This window comes from Domibacillus sp. A3M-37 (assembly GCF_024213455.1).
GTDB classification, from domain to species: domain Bacteria; phylum Bacillota; class Bacilli; order Bacillales; family Domibacillaceae; genus Domibacillus; species Domibacillus tundrae.
This window is the reverse complement of the sequence record NZ_JANAVL010000028.1, coordinates 1-17,871: the sequence shown is the minus strand read 5'-3', so window position 1 is coordinate 17,871 and position 17,871 is coordinate 1. Positions and strand designations below refer to the sequence as shown.

The 17,871-nt window shown below is 38.2% G+C and carries 14 protein-coding genes, 1 other RNA gene and 1 pseudogene; 15 read left to right on the top strand and 1 reads right to left on the bottom strand.

What is annotated here, in order from left to right; genetic code table 11:
- The first annotated feature begins 47 nt into the window (after nt 1-47).
- Together treP and treR are read left to right on the top strand one after the other, a co-directional pair.
- On the top strand, nt 48-1,487 hold the full coding sequence (gene treP / locus NLX67_RS20820; RefSeq protein WP_254313336.1) for a PTS system trehalose-specific EIIBC component: 1,440 nt from the start codon (nt 48-50) through the stop codon (nt 1,485-1,487).
- 90 nt (nt 1,488-1,577) lie between these two features.
- A complete protein-coding gene (gene treR / locus NLX67_RS20815; protein WP_254313335.1) occupies nt 1,578-2,294 on the top strand; it encodes a trehalose operon repressor in 717 nt (238 codons plus the stop codon).
- A gap of 492 nt (nt 2,295-2,786) precedes the next feature.
- On the opposite strand, the gene NLX67_RS20810 is transcribed toward treR, so the two are convergent.
- Entirely contained in the window at nt 2,787-4,115 is a 1,329-nt protein-coding gene (locus tag NLX67_RS20810; RefSeq protein WP_254313334.1) for a replication initiation protein, read from the bottom strand.
- Between the two features lie 1,036 nt (nt 4,116-5,151).
- Here NLX67_RS20810 and NLX67_RS20805 point away from each other — a divergent pair.
- The 13 genes and pseudogenes from NLX67_RS20805 to ssrS all read left to right on the top strand — a co-directional run bounded on the left by NLX67_RS20805 (nt 5,152) and on the right by ssrS (nt 17,237).
- Nucleotides 5,152-5,349 (top strand): hypothetical protein, encoded by a 198-nt coding sequence (locus NLX67_RS20805; RefSeq protein WP_254313333.1) that lies wholly within the window; start codon nt 5,152-5,154, stop codon nt 5,347-5,349.
- A gap of 308 nt (nt 5,350-5,657) precedes the next feature.
- Nucleotides 5,658-5,873, top strand: a pseudogene (locus NLX67_RS20800) (O-methyltransferase); the annotation flags it as partial.
- A 668-nt stretch (nt 5,874-6,541) separates the two neighbouring features.
- The gene (locus NLX67_RS20795; RefSeq protein WP_254313332.1) at nt 6,542-6,988 is read left to right on the top strand and encodes a hypothetical protein; all 447 of its coding nucleotides are present in this window, start codon (nt 6,542-6,544) and stop codon (nt 6,986-6,988) included.
- 1 nt (nt 6,989) lies between these two features.
- A complete protein-coding gene (locus tag NLX67_RS20790; RefSeq protein ID WP_254313331.1) occupies nt 6,990-7,214 on the top strand; it encodes a helix-turn-helix transcriptional regulator in 225 nt (74 codons plus the stop codon).
- A gap of 57 nt (nt 7,215-7,271) precedes the next feature.
- Nucleotides 7,272-7,988 (top strand): DUF4386 domain-containing protein, encoded by a 717-nt coding sequence (locus NLX67_RS20785; protein ID WP_254313330.1) that lies wholly within the window; start codon nt 7,272-7,274, stop codon nt 7,986-7,988.
- A 636-nt stretch (nt 7,989-8,624) separates the two neighbouring features.
- Nucleotides 8,625-10,262 (top strand): spore germination protein, encoded by a 1,638-nt coding sequence (locus NLX67_RS20780; RefSeq protein ID WP_254313329.1) that lies wholly within the window; start codon nt 8,625-8,627, stop codon nt 10,260-10,262.
- Nucleotides 10,252-11,475, top strand: coding sequence for a Ger(x)C family spore germination protein (locus tag NLX67_RS20775; RefSeq protein ID WP_254313328.1), 1,224 nt, complete (start codon nt 10,252-10,254; stop codon nt 11,473-11,475). Before NLX67_RS20780 ends, NLX67_RS20775 begins: the two co-directional genes overlap by 11 nt.
- 21 nt (nt 11,476-11,496) lie before the next feature.
- On the top strand, nt 11,497-12,621 hold the full coding sequence (locus NLX67_RS20770; RefSeq protein WP_254313327.1) for a GerAB/ArcD/ProY family transporter: 1,125 nt from the start codon (nt 11,497-11,499) through the stop codon (nt 12,619-12,621).
- Between the two features lie 281 nt (nt 12,622-12,902).
- The gene (locus NLX67_RS20765; RefSeq protein WP_254313326.1) at nt 12,903-13,142 is read left to right on the top strand and encodes a YczF family membrane protein; all 240 of its coding nucleotides are present in this window, start codon (nt 12,903-12,905) and stop codon (nt 13,140-13,142) included.
- Nucleotides 13,143-13,520: 378 nt separating this feature from the next.
- Nucleotides 13,521-13,835: a hypothetical protein gene (locus NLX67_RS20760; protein WP_254313325.1), complete on the top strand. Its 315-nt coding sequence runs from the start codon at nt 13,521-13,523 to the stop codon at nt 13,833-13,835.
- A gap of 732 nt (nt 13,836-14,567) precedes the next feature.
- Nucleotides 14,568-15,773 (top strand): ParM/StbA family protein, encoded by a 1,206-nt coding sequence (locus NLX67_RS20755; protein ID WP_254313324.1) that lies wholly within the window; start codon nt 14,568-14,570, stop codon nt 15,771-15,773.
- A gap of 98 nt (nt 15,774-15,871) precedes the next feature.
- Complete coding sequence (locus NLX67_RS20750; protein ID WP_254313323.1) at nt 15,872-16,477, top strand: hypothetical protein; 606 nt, start codon at nt 15,872-15,874, stop codon at nt 16,475-16,477.
- Between the two features lie 578 nt (nt 16,478-17,055).
- A non-coding RNA gene (gene ssrS, locus NLX67_RS20745) (6S RNA) lies at nt 17,056-17,237 on the top strand.
- Nucleotides 17,238-17,871 lie beyond the last annotated feature (634 nt).

Sequence of the window (17,871 nt, the reverse complement as noted above, 5' to 3'; positions counted from 1 at the left end):
AGAAAAGAAAGAATTGGATTCAGTCCGATTTACCAGGGGGTATAGAAATGAGTAAGTATACAGATCCAGCTAAAGATTTACTGGAGCGCATTGGAGGAAAAGATAACGTTGCTGCAGTTACACATTGTGCAACAAGAATGCGTTTTGTTTTAAAAGATCCAAAAAAAGCGAATGTTGAAGAAATAGAAGCCATTAAGCTTGTAAAAGGAACATTTACACAAGCGGGTCAATTTCAAGTTATCATCGGCAATGAGGTTTCTTCATTCTTTAACGAGTTTGTTAAATACGCAGATATAGACAGCGCTTCCAAGGAAGATGCAAAAGTTGCAGCCAAGCAAAATATGAATTTTCTCCAACGAATGATCGCTCATCTTGCGGATATCTTTACGCCATTAATTCCGGCACTTGTAGTCGGAGGTCTTATTTTAGGTTTCAGAAATGTAATCGGTGACATAAAAATGCTGGAGGACGGAACGAAGTCACTTATAGAAGTTTCCCAGTTCTGGACTGGTGTACATGCATTCTTATGGTTAATTGGTGAAGCGGTGTTCCATTTCCTGCCCGTTGGTATTACGTGGGCGATTACAAAGAAAATGGGGACTTCACAAATTCTAGGTATCGTTCTTGGTATTACCCTTGTTTCTCCTCAGCTTCTTAATGCATATGGAGTAGCAGGAGCAGGAGCAGGCGATATACCTGTATGGGATTTTGGTTTTGCACAGATTGAAATGATTGGTTACCAAGCGCAAGTTATTCCAGCTATTCTTGCTGGTCTTGTATTAGCTTTCCTAGAGCGTAAATTACGTGATATCGTTCCAAATGCCATTTCTATGATTGTTGTACCGTTTTTCGCATTACTTCCAACTGTTCTAATAGCACACACTATTTTAGGACCTATCGGGTGGAGCATTGGCTCATTTGTCTCTAATGCTGTGTATTCAGGCTTAACTTCATCATTCGGCTGGTTATTTGCTGCCATCTTTGGATTTGCCTACGCTCCGCTCGTGATCACTGGACTGCATCATATGACCAATGCAATCGATCTTCAGCTCATGAGCGAACTTGGTGGAACAAACTTGTGGCCAATGATCGCTTTGTCAAATATTGCTCAGGGTTCTGCTGTTTTAGCAATGATCTATATTAACAGAAAAAATGAAGAAGAAAAGCAAGTGTCTATTCCAGCTGCTATCTCTTGTTACTTAGGAGTAACAGAACCAGCAATCTTCGGTATCAACCTTAAATACGGTTTCCCGTTCTTAGCGGCAATGATTGGATCTCTAACTGCAGCCGTTATATCTGTAGGAAGCAATGTAATGGCTAACTCAATTGGTGTTGGAGGCCTGCCAGGTATTCTGTCTATCCAGCCTCAGCACATGGTCATGTTCGCAGTGGCTATGGTTGCAGCGATTGTGGTACCATTTATTTTAACAATTGTATTTGCGAAAACGAGAATGTCTAAGGTTACTTTCAACAAAAAAGCATCTTAAACAGTACAGCAGTAAGGAGGGGGATTTTCTCCCTCCTTTTATATTGTCATTTTTTACGGACATTTGATTTTTGATGATGGGAGATTCTATATGACAAACAAATACTTAACCATCTATAGGGAAATTGCAGAACAAATTGAAAGCGAAAATATTTCAGCTTATACGCTTTTACCTTCAGAGAATGAACTCAAAGACCGCTATAATACCTCAAGGGAAACAATTAGAAAGGCCTTAAATCTATTATCTCAAAAAGGCTACATTCAAAAAATTAAAGGGAAAGGGTCAGTTGTAATCGACAGAAGCAAATTTGATTTCCCTGTTTCTGGTTTAATCAGCTTTAAAGAGCTTGCAGAAAAAATAGGGAACAAGCCAAAGACCATTGTAAATGAGCTTTCCTTATCTAAAGCAGACAGCTACATTAAACAACAGCTCCAGTTATCTGGAAAAGACCTGGTTTGGAAAATACTTAGAACGAGAGAAATTGGCGGAAAGAAGATTATTTTGGATAAGGATTATCTTAATAAAAAGTATGTCCCTGAACTAACGAAAGAGATATGTGAAAATTCAATTTATCACTATCTTGAAAACGAATTAAACTTAACCATAAGTTTTGCCAAAAAAGAAATTGTAGTGGAGGAACCTTCATTAGAAGATCAAACATTGTTGGATTTAGAGGAATTTCACAATATAGTTGTGATTAAAAATTATGTATATTTAGATGATGCAAGCCTATTTCAATATACAGAATCGAGGCATAGGCCTGATAAATTTCGATTTATAGACTTTGCACGCAGGTCGCATGTTTAAAATAAAGGCTCTCTGTAAACTTTATTGTTGATTTTTAGCATTTAATGATTTTCAGCGAAGGTCTTATTACATACTTAAATATTTTCATGTTATCCATCTGAAGACGTGCCCGGTTCGATTTCGCTATCATCTTACACCTGAAGGAGTGGGCTTTCTCGCTCGAAAGGTCTGTAACAGGTACTATTATCGAGATTTTTAAGTGAAACCGGAACGCCCGCTATGTTACTCGGAAAATCAAGATAGAATTGCTGAAGGGCGGTTTTACGTTATCCAGACACCGAATCGGCCGCATCATGGTAATGCCTCCATCGAATCGGTTCATACCTGGCTAAAGTCTGAAAAGTTCTATCTCGACGAGCTGCGAAGTACTACGACGGCTATTCTAAGCAGCCAGTCACGGATCCAGTACCGGCAGCTGCTGTTTAAAAGGTGCTTTGATCTTTGTCTCAAAAACGGGGGTCAGTTCCGACTGGCGTGCACGTTCCTTTTTTTTTAGTACACATCTATTATTTGCGCTTGCCACTCATTGAATATGTCTTTTATCGTTTGGTTTGAAATATCATCTGCTGATAGGGAAGGGTGATTTTGCTGGTTTCTAACAGACTCTATTTTATCAAGCTCGGATATAACAGAGGATTTGCGGTTCTCTACAATATATTTAATATCTGCATCTGGATTTTCCATCAACATTCTTTCATGCGCTTTAACAATTCGTTCAAGGGATTGATTATCTCGTTCGTTCGTTTGTCTGAGCCGCTGTTCTACCTGACCGAGGATTAAATTGTAGAATGGATCTTTTTCTGTTTTCTCAACCGGGCCTTCATAACCAGCATAGTTTTCTTCAATAGCCGATATAATATAACCAGCATGGTTCCTTTTTGCTGAGGTGCTTGTCATAACATAGCGAATATTTGCGCGTAGGTAATCATAATGATACTTGCCCGCTAATTTAATCGCTGCATCTCCTCTTACGCCATTCTTTATCAGTACATTCACTAGTGACTGCACCTGCTCCATTGTAGAATCAACACCTGTTTGGAGATCTTGGAACTGTTGGCTTGGATTTATGTAAAAAATAAAGGATTCGATTCGTCTGCCTTTTTTTGAATGGACTTCATAGTCAAATTCAATATCTGTTTTTTCATTGAGTTCTTTTTTTGCTTTCTCCAATACCGTCGCTCTAAAATGTTTCATTAGCTTCAACGTATCATCAGGAACATCGAGCAGCTGCCTTAGTTCCTCTACATACATAATTCTATGGGATTTCCAGGTCTTATTGGTTTTATTCTGTATAATGGATCGGGATTTCCATTCATCTTCTTTTAAAAATTCATAAATCCTCCAGGAATATTCACTGTTTAATCGGAGGACATTAATTAAGCGATACTTTGTAAACTTTTCAAGGTTTAGGAGGTATTCAGCAAGAGCATCGGATAATTTAATTTTTACTTGTCCGTTTCCATGAAAATAAGTGGCTTGCTGCACCCATTGAATTTTATCGACAACTCGTTGCTTTCCGTCGGTAGAGTAGATGGTGATCTGTTTTTTCATAATCCCATCAATCGCTTTTTCAACTTGATTATAAAAACTTTTGCCTTTATAACCGATTAACTGGGCAAGGTCTTTTACGCTAAGGACGTATGTCTTGAAATCTCCATCATCCGGTTGAATGAGAGCGATTAAAGAATAAATAATGCGGCGTTCTGTTACCGTAAGATTTTGAGCCATATTAATAAGACTTGTGGATTGATTCACCCAATATTCCGGTTTTATATTGGCATGAAACATTTCATCGTCAAGAGATAGCTGACGGTTCTTCATAACAGATTCACCTCTTTGGAAAGCATGGTATTCTTTGTCTATTCTAGCCAAGTTTTCTGAAAAGAAAAAGCTGGACAGCATAAATGTAAAGAAACTGCAATATGTCCCTTCTTATGGGGTTACCTAAATAAACTCCAAAATAGCCGTTTTATGTTTTTATCATATATCTATTTTAATTGCTTTTTATGTTTTCTTTGTTAAGAGGTCCTTTAAAGTGAGTCATGACAAGGGATTAGAAGCCTATATGTCCTTTTAAATAGGGTAACAGGTCCTCTAAAATGGGGTTATATATCCCTCAATTTGGGGTGATATGTCCTGTGAATTGGTCCCATATGCCCTGTGAATTAGGGTGATATGTCCTCTTAAACAGGGTTTAAGATCAGACTGCTTATTCAATTTAAAATGTGTCCCCTTAAATGGGGTTAAACTCAAAGTGCTTTTTAATTTTAAGCTCTGTTTAAGAATAATGTTGGTTTTTGTTAAGCTATTCAGGCAAGAAACCTCATAAAAAGCAGGATAAAGACAGTGAAATTCAAGTTAGCAGAGTGTTGAAAATGATATGCGCTGTTTTTGCGAACAAAAGGAAAGAGGGGATTTGAAAATAGAAGGCAGCGTAATTCTAAGATATAAGCTTATCAATAAGGTGAATTTCATCTTTTTATAAACCATAAAATGTGTTCTCTTGAATGGTGTAAGGGAAAAAGAAAAAACATTAAATAGAGAATATGCCCCCTAAATTGGGGTAACATTTTCTCTTGATTGGCTTATATACCCCCCTGAATGGGGTAAAAGGATAAGATGATTTTATTATCGGCAATATATGTTCGTTTAAAAGGGATGAACAATGACGCAAGTATTTAAATATGTCCCTTCATTTGGGGTAGTGGAAGATTAGACAGCTTAGTTTAAGCTGTCTAACTAAAAAAGATCGGTAAATTATCTATTCATATAAAGTCGACCCTATTTTAGGGGACATATAAAAAAGGAAAACAATTCATTAAATCAAAAGGAAAAATGCGGAAGGAGCTAAAAGAAAATGTCAAACAAAGATAAATCTTTAGCTGGATTATTTGAGAAAAATAAAGAGGAAGTGCGGAATCCAAATGCAGATCCGCAGGAGAACTATTTAGAACCAGCAAAGGATGAGCCAAGCGATAAATTTATCTCTGAAGATATAAAGGAGTTGGAGCCGGTTAAACCATCGATTAATGAGACCATCGAACGTAAGCGGTAGACAATTGAAGACACACTTGAACTCCCCCCACTTAACGAGCTTGAGGTAGGGGTGTTCAAGCCGGAATTGATAAAAATGGGATTAGGTTTTTCTTATTGCACTAAAAAAGCAGTTTAGTTTAGTTATATGTCAATTTTTAGAGGGTGAATCAAAAGCCATTGATATGATAATCAACGAATTTATTCAATTATTTGAGATACATGAAAATAAAACAATGGAAATACCGAATAAGAAAAATAAACAAATGGAAAATTCTTCATTGGATAGTAAAGAGTCTTTAGATAATGGCGAGAAAGGAATTGAATTGAATGAAACAATTTAACAGTTATATCGATTCAGTGTTTCATAACCAAGATGCTCTTTTGGAGGAAGTCATTTCGTCTATAAAAGAAAACGGAATGCCCTCTATATCGGTCTCTCCCTCCTCCGGAAAACTTTTAGCCATGCTTATATCCATTTCAGGGAGTAAAAATGTTTTGGAAATAGGGGCTCTTGGAGGCTACAGTGGAATTTGCCTTGCTAGATGATTCGGTAAAGAAAGAAAATTAATTTCTCTTGAATTAATTGAAAAATCTCTTTAAAAGTTGTTTTCATGAAATGATTTGATACCCACATTTTTCAAAATCATCAGCATTTACCCAATCTATTTCCCCGTTTTGCATAATTTTTATTCATTTATGAACATTTACATTTAACACAACCATTATAAAAAGAAAAAAGCATTCAAACAGTATATTCGTTTATACATCTGATTTTTACTTTGGCTATAAATAGAATGTACGTTAAGAGAGAAATAATTTTGGATCTGGCTTATAAAGTTTGTTTTTGTAGGTATGAAAATTCTAAAAGTACAAAGGCAATAAACCAAGAAAAAATCTTTTTAGGGCGGCAGCATTAACACACTGATCAAAAAGCAGGACCGGTTTTCTGTCAGTCTTATCGTGCACTGTATTATTTCAGCTTTGGTCTGCTTTCTGTTGATATTTTGCAGCTCGGAAAATCGGTTATGCAATAGTTCGTTTCTTAAATTCCCCTAACCAGTCGCGTCTTCACGAAGGCCGGCACATTGCCCTATTAGGCGATGTCCGGCTTTTTTTGTGTAATCTAGACTTGACTTTATGTATAGTTTATATTACATTTTGTATAACAAGATTTACTTTACGTAAAAGTGAACGTACAAGGAGGGGAAACCGTGACTTATCAAGAAAAGAAAAGCATCGTATCGTTGATCAGCGCTATTCTCATTTTCGGATCTTTTTGTTTGTACATGTACCCGCAGCATCCCCAAGGGGGGCTGGAGTCGACCGAAACCTTTCGCTATTGGGGTTCCTTCGTCCTCGTCTTGACTTTGTTTTCAATAGTCGCCCATATCATTATCAGCATTATTTTTAACATTGTTTTTAGAATTACGACCAGAGAAAAGGAACCAACATTTGCGGATGAACTGGATAAGTTAATTGACTTGAAAGCGAATCGAAATTCTTTTTTTGTGTTTGTCCTCGGCTTTCTTCTTGCAATGGGATCGCTGGTCGTCTATCAGCCGTCACAGGTGATGTTTATTATCCTGATCACTTCAGGATTCATTTCCGATGTGACCGGCTCCGTTACGAAACTTTATCACTATCGGAGAGGAGTCTAATATGGGCAAAAGCCTTGTCGACAATCACATCCGAAAATTACGATTCAACCATGATGAAATGACCCAGCAGCAATTGGCTGACAAGGTAGGCGTAACAAGACAAACCATCGTGGCTCTTGAAAAGGGAAACTATTCCCCATCTCTAGAACTGGCTTTTCGCATTGCTCACGCCTTTAACTTACCGTTGGAAGAGGTATTCTTTTATGGGGCCAACACGAAGCTGTAAGAACGATAATTGTTTTTGCTTTACTGTTTATGAATTTATTGAAAGAAGGGGATAAAAATGAATTCAAACAAAAAAGCAGCAAAAATTGTGGGAGTACTGTTTTTACTTGCAGCCGTTACGGCGATAACAGGTCTTATTTTATACGACCCTATCCTAAAAGGTCCCGATTACCTGATTAAAGGTTCCGAACACGCCAACCAGGTGACACTGGGAGCGCTTATGGAGTTAATACTTGTCGCATCAGCGATTGGTACTTCAACTGCAATGTTTCCATTTTTAAGAAAGTATAATGAAACAATAGCTCTTTGGCATGTCTGCTTCAGGTTTCTTGAAGCGGTTATCATTACTGTTGGTGTAATCAGCGTACTGTCCCTATTGACCTTAAGCCGGGAATTTGTAGCAGCAGGAGCCCCGGATATCGCCTCTTTTCAAACTTCAGGCATAGTATTAAAAGCAATACATGACTGGACATTTATGCTTGGCCCCAATTTTATGCTGGGCATCAATACAATGATGTACAGTTATATATTGTATAAATCCAAGCTTGTACCCAGGTTTATACCCATCTTGGGTATGACAGGGGCAGCTCTCATTTTTATTTGTGCCTTGTTAGTCATGTTTGGTGTAATTCAACAAGTTTCTTTTTGGGGTGCTGTCTTGGCTCTTCCAGTATTTGCTAATGAAATGATTTTAGCAGTATGGCTCATCGTGAAAGGGTTCAATGAATCTGCACTTGCTTCCATGTCTGCAAAAAAGAAAGCGACGAGATATTAGCACACACCTAAATAAGGCGGATGCTTAAGTAAAGCGAGCGGGAGATGAATTAGTAAGGTAGACGTTTTTAGAAGAGAAGCATGAAGTAACTATAATTCACGCATTAGAAATGTATGTCCATGAGAAGACTGTAAATAATAAAAACCTTCATGAGTGTATCAGATCTTCCAACAAAATCGGAATTTGTTGATTTTCTTGTCAAATGACATTGTAAACAAATGTTAAAAAAGCGGATAATGCTAATCGAGAATATTATACAAAATGTAAGTATATTTTATTAACTTCGTGAAACAATATACTTAAACTCCCATGAAAGAATAATAAATATTTCATCATCTGTGGTGCTGCGAAGTGCGGCATGGATGGCTAACGGGTGCGTCAGTTCAATAAGGTATACAAAAAGATCGCGATCAAAATCGGTCTTTTTTTTTCGCTGAAAATCAATAGTATTGTTTAACAGAGCTTTTTATTTAAGGTTTAATCATCACTAAAATATAGTCATGATCACCATAAAGTACCAGTAACAGTGTGCGATGTTTTTGATTTCAACATCTAAAAAGGAATGATGGTGAGTCTTGTATAAAGGAAATTTTCCGGGACATAATTAAATGAAAAGCAAAGAAAGGTATCGGTGCTATGTTTTCATTTTTAAAACCCAAAAAGCAAAAGAAGGAAAGTAAGAATCAACAGAAAAACAGTCAAGATCAACCGAATAATAAAGTACCAACGGCTATCGATACCTCCTTATCGTTGAATCTTGAATTCCTCAAAAAGAAAACAGGAAACAGTTCAGACATCGTCATCCGGCCGTTAAAAATGAGCAATAACCCTGAGATAAAAACAGCTGTTCTGTATGTGAAAGGCATGGTTGACAGTCAATCCATTAACGATTTTTTAATTGAGTCGATCATGCATACGCCGTCTTTACCCCAAAATTTTGATCGCAAAAACGTTTTAGAAATGATGATGGAAGAGGTATTGGCCCATGGTGAAATTAAGCCAGTAAATAAATGGGATGACCTGTTTCCTGCCTTGCTTTCAGGGAATACGATTATTTTTGTTGACGGAGCCCCTGAAGCACTCATTATCAGCACGCAAGGCGGAGAGAAACGGTCCATCGAGGAATCGACGACACAGGTGACCGTCCGAGGCCCAAAAGAATCGTTTACTGAATCACTCGAGACCAATGTAGCCATGGTCCGCCGGATCATTAACAGTCCAGATTTATGGACGGAATCCATGAAGATTGGCAAAGTAACAAAAACAGACGTTTCCTTTATGTACATACAGGGGATTGCCAAAAAAGAAATCGTCGATGAGGTACGCAAACGGCTAAAAAGGATTGACATTGATGGGATCCTTGAATCGGGATATATCGAGCAGCTGATTGAAGACGAGACATTCACCACATTTCCAACTGTCTACCACACAGACAGGCCCGATTCAGTCGCGGGCAACCTTCTCGAAGGAAGGATTGCGATTTTGGTAAAAGGAACGCCATTTGTGTTGCTAGTTCCTGCACTATTTATACAATTTTTCCAATCTGTGGAAGACTATTATGAGCGCTTTGATATCGCAACAGCCATCCGCGCTTTGCGCATTATTGTCTTCCTGATCTCGCTTATCGGTCCTGCCGTTTACATCGCGGCTACGACCTTTCACCAGGAAATGATTCCAACAGGGCTGCTCATCATTATTGCTGCACAGCGGGAATCTGTTCCTTTTCCAGCATTTGTCGAAGCACTTATCATGGAAATAACATTTGAAATTCTGCGGGAAGCGGGTCTACGGCTGCCAAAAGCGATTGGAGCGACCGTCTCCATTGTCGGCGGTCTCGTCATTGGGCAGGCAGCTGTACAGGCGGGAGTTGTCTCCCCTGCCATGCTCATTGTCGTCGCGATAACAGCGATCGCTAATTTTGCGACCCCTTCTTATGCGGTTGCCATCTCTGCCCGCCTGGTTCGATTCTTCTTTATGGTCAGCGCCGCAACATTTGGCTTTTATGGAATGTTTCTGGCTTTCCTTATGCTGGTTGTCCACCTTTGCAGCCTGCGTTCATTTGGTGTTCCGTATATGTCACCGCTCTCCCCGTTTATTTCGGAGGAAACTGGAGATACTTTTGTCCGCAAGCCTATTTGGGCTTTCAAGGAAAGACCGCAAATGGTCTCTGGTCAAAATAAGATTCGTGAAGGCAAGTATCAAAAGCCAAAACCTCCCGGAACTTCTAACATGGTGAATCCTTACGCAGAAAAAGGTGACCAGAATGAATCGTAAATGGATGTTGCTCCTCCTAATGATGACAAGCACCCTATTTATATCGGGGTGCTGGAGCAAGAAAGAGCTGAATGAGCTTGCGGTTATCTCTGCCATTGGCCTGGATCTAAATGAAGAAGGCAAATATGTTAAGACGCTTCAAATTATCAATCCCGGAAATGTAGCAGGAGGACTTCAAGGCGGTGGTGGCGGGTCAAACCCCTCTGTCACTGTATACAAGGCAACAGGAGATACGGTACTCGAAGCACATGAAAATGCCTCCAAGAAAATCCCGCGAAGGCTATATCACGCTCATGCAGACCTGCTGGTGATCAGTGACAAGCTGGCAAAAGAAGAAGGCATCGTCAAGATTTTAGACGCCTTTGAACGTGATCCGGAAATCCGCACCACCATGACCGTTGCCATTGCTCATGACGTAAAAGCTTCCGAAATTATTGAAACCTTGACAGGCATTGAAAAAATTCCAGCTGAACGAGTGCTGAAGACATTAAAAACGACGGAAGAATTAAAAGGACAGCATATTAACGTCACTATTCAAGACTTAATCAGAAATTTTACCTCTCCCGGCAAAGAAACAGTCCTCAGCGGGTTTTACATGAAAGGGGATAGCAAAGACGGGAAAAAGATGGAGAATATTCAGGAGTCTCATCCTGAAGCGTCTGCTTATGCTGATGGTCTGGCGATTTTTAAAAAAGGAAAGTTAATCGACGTGTACAAAGGAGAAATGGCAAGGGGAGTAGTATGGATACTCGATAAAGTTCAAACAACGGATATTGAGGTGGACTGGAAAGAAGAGAAAGAGGCTGTTTCTTATCTCGTCATCCGTCAAAAAACAAAGGTTTCAGTTCAAACAAAGAATGGAAAGCCGAAAATAACCGTTCACGTCCGTGCAGAAGGTGATATTCGAGAGATTAGAACCGCTATTGACCTAACGGAGCCGGCTGTGATTTTGGATATAGAAAAGGCATTGAATAAAGAAATCAAAAAACAGTTAGAACAGACAATAAAGCGGACCCAAGAGAACAAGTCGGACATTTTTGGATTTGGTGAAAAGGTACACGAGGCTGATCCGAAGACGTGGAAAAAGCTAGAAGATGATTGGAATGATGTGACTTTTCCTAAACTGGAAGTGGATGTAAAGGTAGAGGCTTTTGTGCGGCGAAATGGCTTACGAAATAAATCGTACTTATCAGAGATGGAAGGCAACCGTTGAGAAAGAGGAAGTGAAAAATCAGTGGAAAAAGCAAAAATCAGTGCCTATCAGTTCTTCGTTCTCATTATTTTTTTCGAATTGGGCACTGCCCTATTTCTTCCTGTCGGAATTACGGCGAGACAGGATATCTGGCTGGCCTTTCTCGTTGGAATGGCCGGCGGCTTTTGCTTATATTTAGTCTACTATGGCCTTTATTTATACTATCCCGAGATTCCATTAACAGAATACGCGCAAAAAATACTCGGGAAAGCTCTGGGACGGATACTGGCCTTTTTATATGTGCTTTATTTTATGTACCTTGCAGCAAGGGTCGTACGGGATTTTGGAGAACTACTGATTATAAATTTTTTTCCAGATACCCCGTTATTTGTAGTGAATGCCCTGCTAGTCCTAGTGATTATGTATACAGTCAGCAAGGGCATTGAGGTCCTGGCCCGAACGGGAGAATTACTTTTCCCACTCCTTATTTTTATTTTCTTAAGCAGCTTACTTTTGCTTGGTCTCAGCGGTGTAATCCAGCATGCGAACATAAAACCGGTTCTAGAAGAAGGATATTTGCCGGTGTTGAAAACAGCATTTAAAGAAACGTTGTATTTTCCATTTGGTGAAGTACTCGTATTTGCCATGATTTTGCCGTATTTGAATCGTCCTAAAAAGGCGAAGCAAACTGGGTTATTCGCCCTTGCAGTCAGCGGCCTGATCTTAGCCCTGACCAAGGCCCTTAATGTCTCCGTTCTCGGTGTTGACCTCGTGCAGCGTTCCGACTTTCCCCTTCTTTCTGCCATACAGACCATTGAAGTGGCAGAGTTTTTGGAACGATTGGACATCTTTTTCCTGCTCACCACACTGATCACTGTTTTCTTTAAGGTGAGCGTGTATTTCTATGCGGCTGTCACAGGCGCCGCAAATTTGTTTGCGATAAAAAAATCTTCACAGCTGGTTTATCCATTCGGAGCGGTTCTGTTATTTTTATCCATCACAATGGCCAGCAATTATACGGAACACATTCAGGAGGGGCTTCATATTGTCCCTCTTTACATGCACCTTCCTTTTCAAGTCATTATCCCGGCTTTCTTCCTTGTGATTGCTTTTTTTAAAAACAAGAATAAAACGGGACAGAACAAGCCGGAACAGGGTGTTAATTAGATAGGAACTCTTGCTTTCGCTTATAAAAGGGCCTGTCTTAAAAATGATGAGCCTGTCATGGATATGTTAACCACCTTATTTTTAAAAAGCATCAAAGAGGATGCTGATTCAGTGCGTATCTAAATTGTGCCTATTTTTATGCATCTTTCTTGAAATGAGTGTGGCTGCTTGTCTTCTTGCAAAACACTTAAAATTTCTGATTCTGTATAAAAAATGCCCTGAGCATTTTTCTGTTTTACGAAAGCTTTATAAAGAACACGTTACAAGGAAGGATGCTGAAAATGAAAATCATGGGTGTTTCTCTGTTAATGACAGTGCTTTTAGGAATTCTCTCTTTGAGCATAGATGTTCTCTCAGGATTTGACGTGGCCACTTCCATAAGAAATTCGCTGAATCCTTTTTATGTGATGGAAACAGCCGAGTTAGTTATATTCGTTGTTTTCCTTTTCTTCATAGTTGCTGGTCCTGTTCTTTCTTTTTTTCGAAAAAGAAAAGAAGAAGCAGTCAAGGACAAAAAATAACAACACCCTTAAAAATAGAAAAAGCAGGATTTTTCCGCCGGAACACTATGGACAAACTTACTTTCAAATCTTCTATTTGGGATTGGGTTTGTTCTTTTTAGTGTATTTCTTGTTTTGCTCAGGCTGGTGATTCTTCCAGGCTCAGAGGGCTTTCTTTTCTTATGAATAAAATTGTTAATTGAGCAATGCTTTAGACATTTATTGCCGATAACTTTTCTTTGAAAATTAGGGATAAATGTATGTGGTGATGGGTAAAAGAAGGAGTATGATCGACTAGAAAACAAACCGGCAGATGTGTGACTATAATTACTCATTGTCCTTTTTGGCAGTTATGAAAAGTGAAAACGATATAGAGACCCATTTAAAGGAGGAATTTTCATGCTTCTGCACGAGAATCTAGAAAATGATCAATCGTTAAGAGTGTCCAAATTTATGATGCACCTTCAAGAAAGAGGCGTTTTGAAAGCATTTGTCTGCTTTACTGATGATGAAGGCCAATTAAAAAGCATGACATATGAGCATGGTGAATATCATCAGTACAGTATAAAAGAAGGGAAAGTCGAAACCATCTCGGAACCTGTTTTTTTCCGTACATTGATCCGGATCCAAAAGGGCCTGTATACCGGCCGCACATATGGACAACTGTGTCTAGCGAATCCAGGAAAAAGAAAAAAGCGCGTTAATTGGCAATGAGGCTTGCTGCACCTAACATTGCGTCAATAAATGAAGCTGTTATACGAACGTTTGGAATTGATTAGCAAAAAAGGATTGGGGAAGATGAATAATGTTTATAACTGGACGTTTTTAGATGAATTGGGACATAATAACAATATCGTCCAAGTTCGTCTTATTTTAATATGATGAACTTTTGAAAAAATTTAAATTAATTGTTTTTATTTTTGGCACGTTGTTTGCCAAACAAAAATGGAAGAATTTGATGCGTTGATGAAAGAGAAAAATCAGAGAAAAATTCTGATAAATCTTCAAGAACAAGATAGTTAGAGCAGCAGTTCCAATCCGGAGCTGCTTTTTTTATTTCACATTGTTACAAATAATTACAAGATCCTCTTCATTTAATTTTAATTATCCTTCTGCCTAAATTTCTCCGGCATAAAGCCTGTAATTTGTAGGCCGGTTTCCTCAATTGTTTTAAGTCAAGTTCTATACGGCCTGAATTTTTCTGTCGAGATAAGTGCAGATGATCCAAGGCGCAGTCTGCTTATCTAAAGATGAAATAGGCATCTTTAGATTTTTACGTTTTATTGTGCCCCACTGAGAGATTTCGGAAGAATTTTTCATAGAAATGTAAGTTAAAAGAATAATTAATAGTATCGAATAATAACCTATAATATTATTCTTCATTTTTTAAAGGGAAGTATAACTTTTAATTGGGGATTAATTACTTATTTAAAAGGAGATGATTGGATGAAAAACACGTATGAATTGATTGTTTCAAACGATAATGGAAACAGTGAGCACAAGCTGATAGTAGATGGAGTTGCGGTTAAACAGCCAAACGTTTTCGCTAGAATCTCAAAGCCGCGATCTGAAAAGAAAACGACCCTTGAAGAAGCTATAAAAGAGCTCCATACCAATATTGATATTACAATTTCAAGCCCCGCAGTTAAGCTGGCAGACAATACGAGAGTGTTAGTAGGTCATGCAGCTATGGCAGGGGTGGCTGCTAGTAAAGTGAAAAACATGAACCTGGAAAAAGGAAAGAAACACGAACAGGATCTGCCTATTATCAACACTCTTGGGGTAGTGGCGGTAAAAACCGTACAAAAACACTTTGCTGAAAGAAAAAAGATTGAAAATAATGATGTATTAGACGTAACGGTTAACATGTCTACGTGCTTACCTGCTTCTGTTTATAACGAAGTAAATGCAAAGACATTTAAAGAGCGGTTCCAGACCGGTACTCACATGGTAACGGTAAATATCAAAAGTGATTTAAAAGTGATTGTGAAAGTGACATTCGGATATGTGGGTGTCTCTGCTGAAGGAACGCCTCCATTGTTCGAAATTATTGAAGATGGAGAAGGAAACTACCGTTCTGGGGATATGTTTGAAGAATTTATAAAGCAGTATGGCATGGATGAAGACTTAGACGGTTCGTATTTTCAAGATAAAAATCTAATGCATGTTGATATTGGCGATGGGACAACGGAACTCATCATTACAAATGGATATGAATTAAAACACAGCGAAGGCCTGGAATACGGATTAGGTGTTGCGCTTGAATCTGTAGTGAGTGTCTGGAAAGAGAAAAAATCGTATACAAGACAAGATGTTTCTGAAATTGTTAAATCAGAATCTCATGCGTTTAAAGAAGATATCCTGGCAGATTTAAATGGTGAACCATTAGAAAACTTATCATTCGATATCGCTGAAGACGTGCTGAACTTCGTCGATAATATGCGTTCCAAAGAAATTCATGTAGTGGTTGTCTATGGCGGAGGTTCTATTTTATTAAAAGATCATCTGTACGATAAATTAATGGAGATTGCTGAAGAAGAACGTTTTAAGTTGCTGTGGATTCCGGCTGAATATGCAGTGGATATGAACGTAAACGGATTAAACACATTTAATAACATTTACATGGATGAATTAGTCGCCGCTGTAAAATAAGAAGTTGAAGGGCAACCGATTAAAATCAAAATGACAGGAATCTGTATAAGATTCCTCCTCATGAAAATCAGCTGTTTTAAAATAAACAAGGGGAGATTATGATGTCAGAGGTTAAGAAACCAACGATTCAAATCAAAACGGCAAGTCCTGCCTGCCCCGATATTGTTGGAGATTGGGCAGTGGGGCAAAAGAATCCAAATGAGTCTGTTAAATACTTAATTATTCAGATGGCAGCCTATTTTGGAAATGTGGATATTTTTGACCCGCAAATTATTAATATGTTGAATTCAATGCTTAGCAACAAAAAATCGGAAAGAATGCAGCCTCCAATTATAAAAGCAAATAACATCAGATCTAATGGTGAGGAAGAAAAAGCAGTAACAACCTTACAAAAAACAGCAGAAAAAGAAACAACGACGAAAAAGAAAATAGATGCGCGCTTTAAAACAGAACCAATTGGTAATATGGATATTTTAGATTTAAAATTGATTGATAACTTGCATTTAATGTTTGGCCAGACCGAAAAAGGAAGCACGGAACCAGCGGCGATAAAAGAAAGCAGAGTAAAACCTAAAGTTGAGAAAGTAAAAGCAAAAACAGCTCAACAAGAAGCAGGAGCATCGCCAGTAAAGGAAGGCAAAGAAAAAAATTCGAAAAAGAAAGTGGGTGCACGACCTGGCACGGCACCAAATATCATGCAATGAAAAAACAACCGATAGAAATGCACTGTACCTCTACATGTTAGATACAGCCTAATATGTAGAGGTACAGTTTTTTATGACGAAATAGGCGTTAAAAAAGCTGGAATGCCACGCCCGTAAAAGCCAGCTCACGCCCCATCCCGCTTTTCAATATCTTATAAGGACACTTTGAAATGGAGGGGGTGATGCTTAATGGGCCTTGCGGTTATTTTGTCCGGGCCGATTATGCGAAGGGTGGACCGTAACAGTGTGTACATTTGGATTGCCAAGAGCAAGAGGTTTCAGAAAGAGGCAGAGCTGTTCCATATTCATTCGTCAGGTGCAAAATGTTCTTGCACTTCTTGATCTGCTTGTCAAAAGACTCGATTAAATTCTTTGGATAAAGGCTTCGCCAGGTGGATTTCGGGAAACATAGTATCTGGCTAAAATACACCACGAATGATTAAAGAATTAAACAAGCCGGAACCAATCGAATATCGGCACCACCTTGTGGTTTACGTTAATTAAGCAGAAAGGTTTATGTAGGAATAGAGGGCAACAACTACCATTGAACACAACAACCAATTCATGTAGTATATGAATACAAGCTGCATTGTACGTAACGATATAAAGTTTTAACCTTTAAGCTGTAATAGGGAGTTTTAAATTGAGACTGAAATGACACGCCTTTTTTAAGGACAGGCAGGAAGGTTTCTGCGAACACCCACTTTGAGGAGTGGTGGTTTAAAACTTGCTTTTATTCTACGGCAAAAGCGGCTTGTCTACATAACTTAAGTTAACTAGTTTCCTTTTGGAAGCTTTTTTATGTTTTTTCAAGTTGATCTTCCGTTATGAAATTCTTATAGAAGAAACACGGAAAAAGAGCATTTTTTTTTAAAAACAAATGCTCTTTTAATGGATTTAGCTTAGTATTCCAAAAAATTCCTGTTCTATACCTAAGAATGAATAGGTTTGATGTATAATGAGGAAAAAATACTTCAGTTAAATAAATCCATTTTAAAAATAGTTATTGTGCTGAACTTAACGCTATGTTATATTATTAATCCGTCGCTAAATCAGTGACGTAAATACAATTCAATTTAAATGCAAATATTCATTATTTTTATATAATTATTTCTAGGGAAAGATATTGACTTCTTCTTTCAAATCATGGTATAGTGATTATTCGTCATTCAAGGAAATTGGTATTGATCAAATGATTTTTCACTTTCTATAAAAGATTTATCAAAATAATAATTTTGATAAGAAAGTGTTGACTTTCGTATTGAGAATTGATATAATTATTTAGCTGTCGTTGGTGATGGTGAAGAAAATTGATCTTTGAAAACTGAACAAAATCAATAAAAACGTCAACGTTTTAAGCAAGAAACTTCTATTATAAGATGCATGTCATCTTA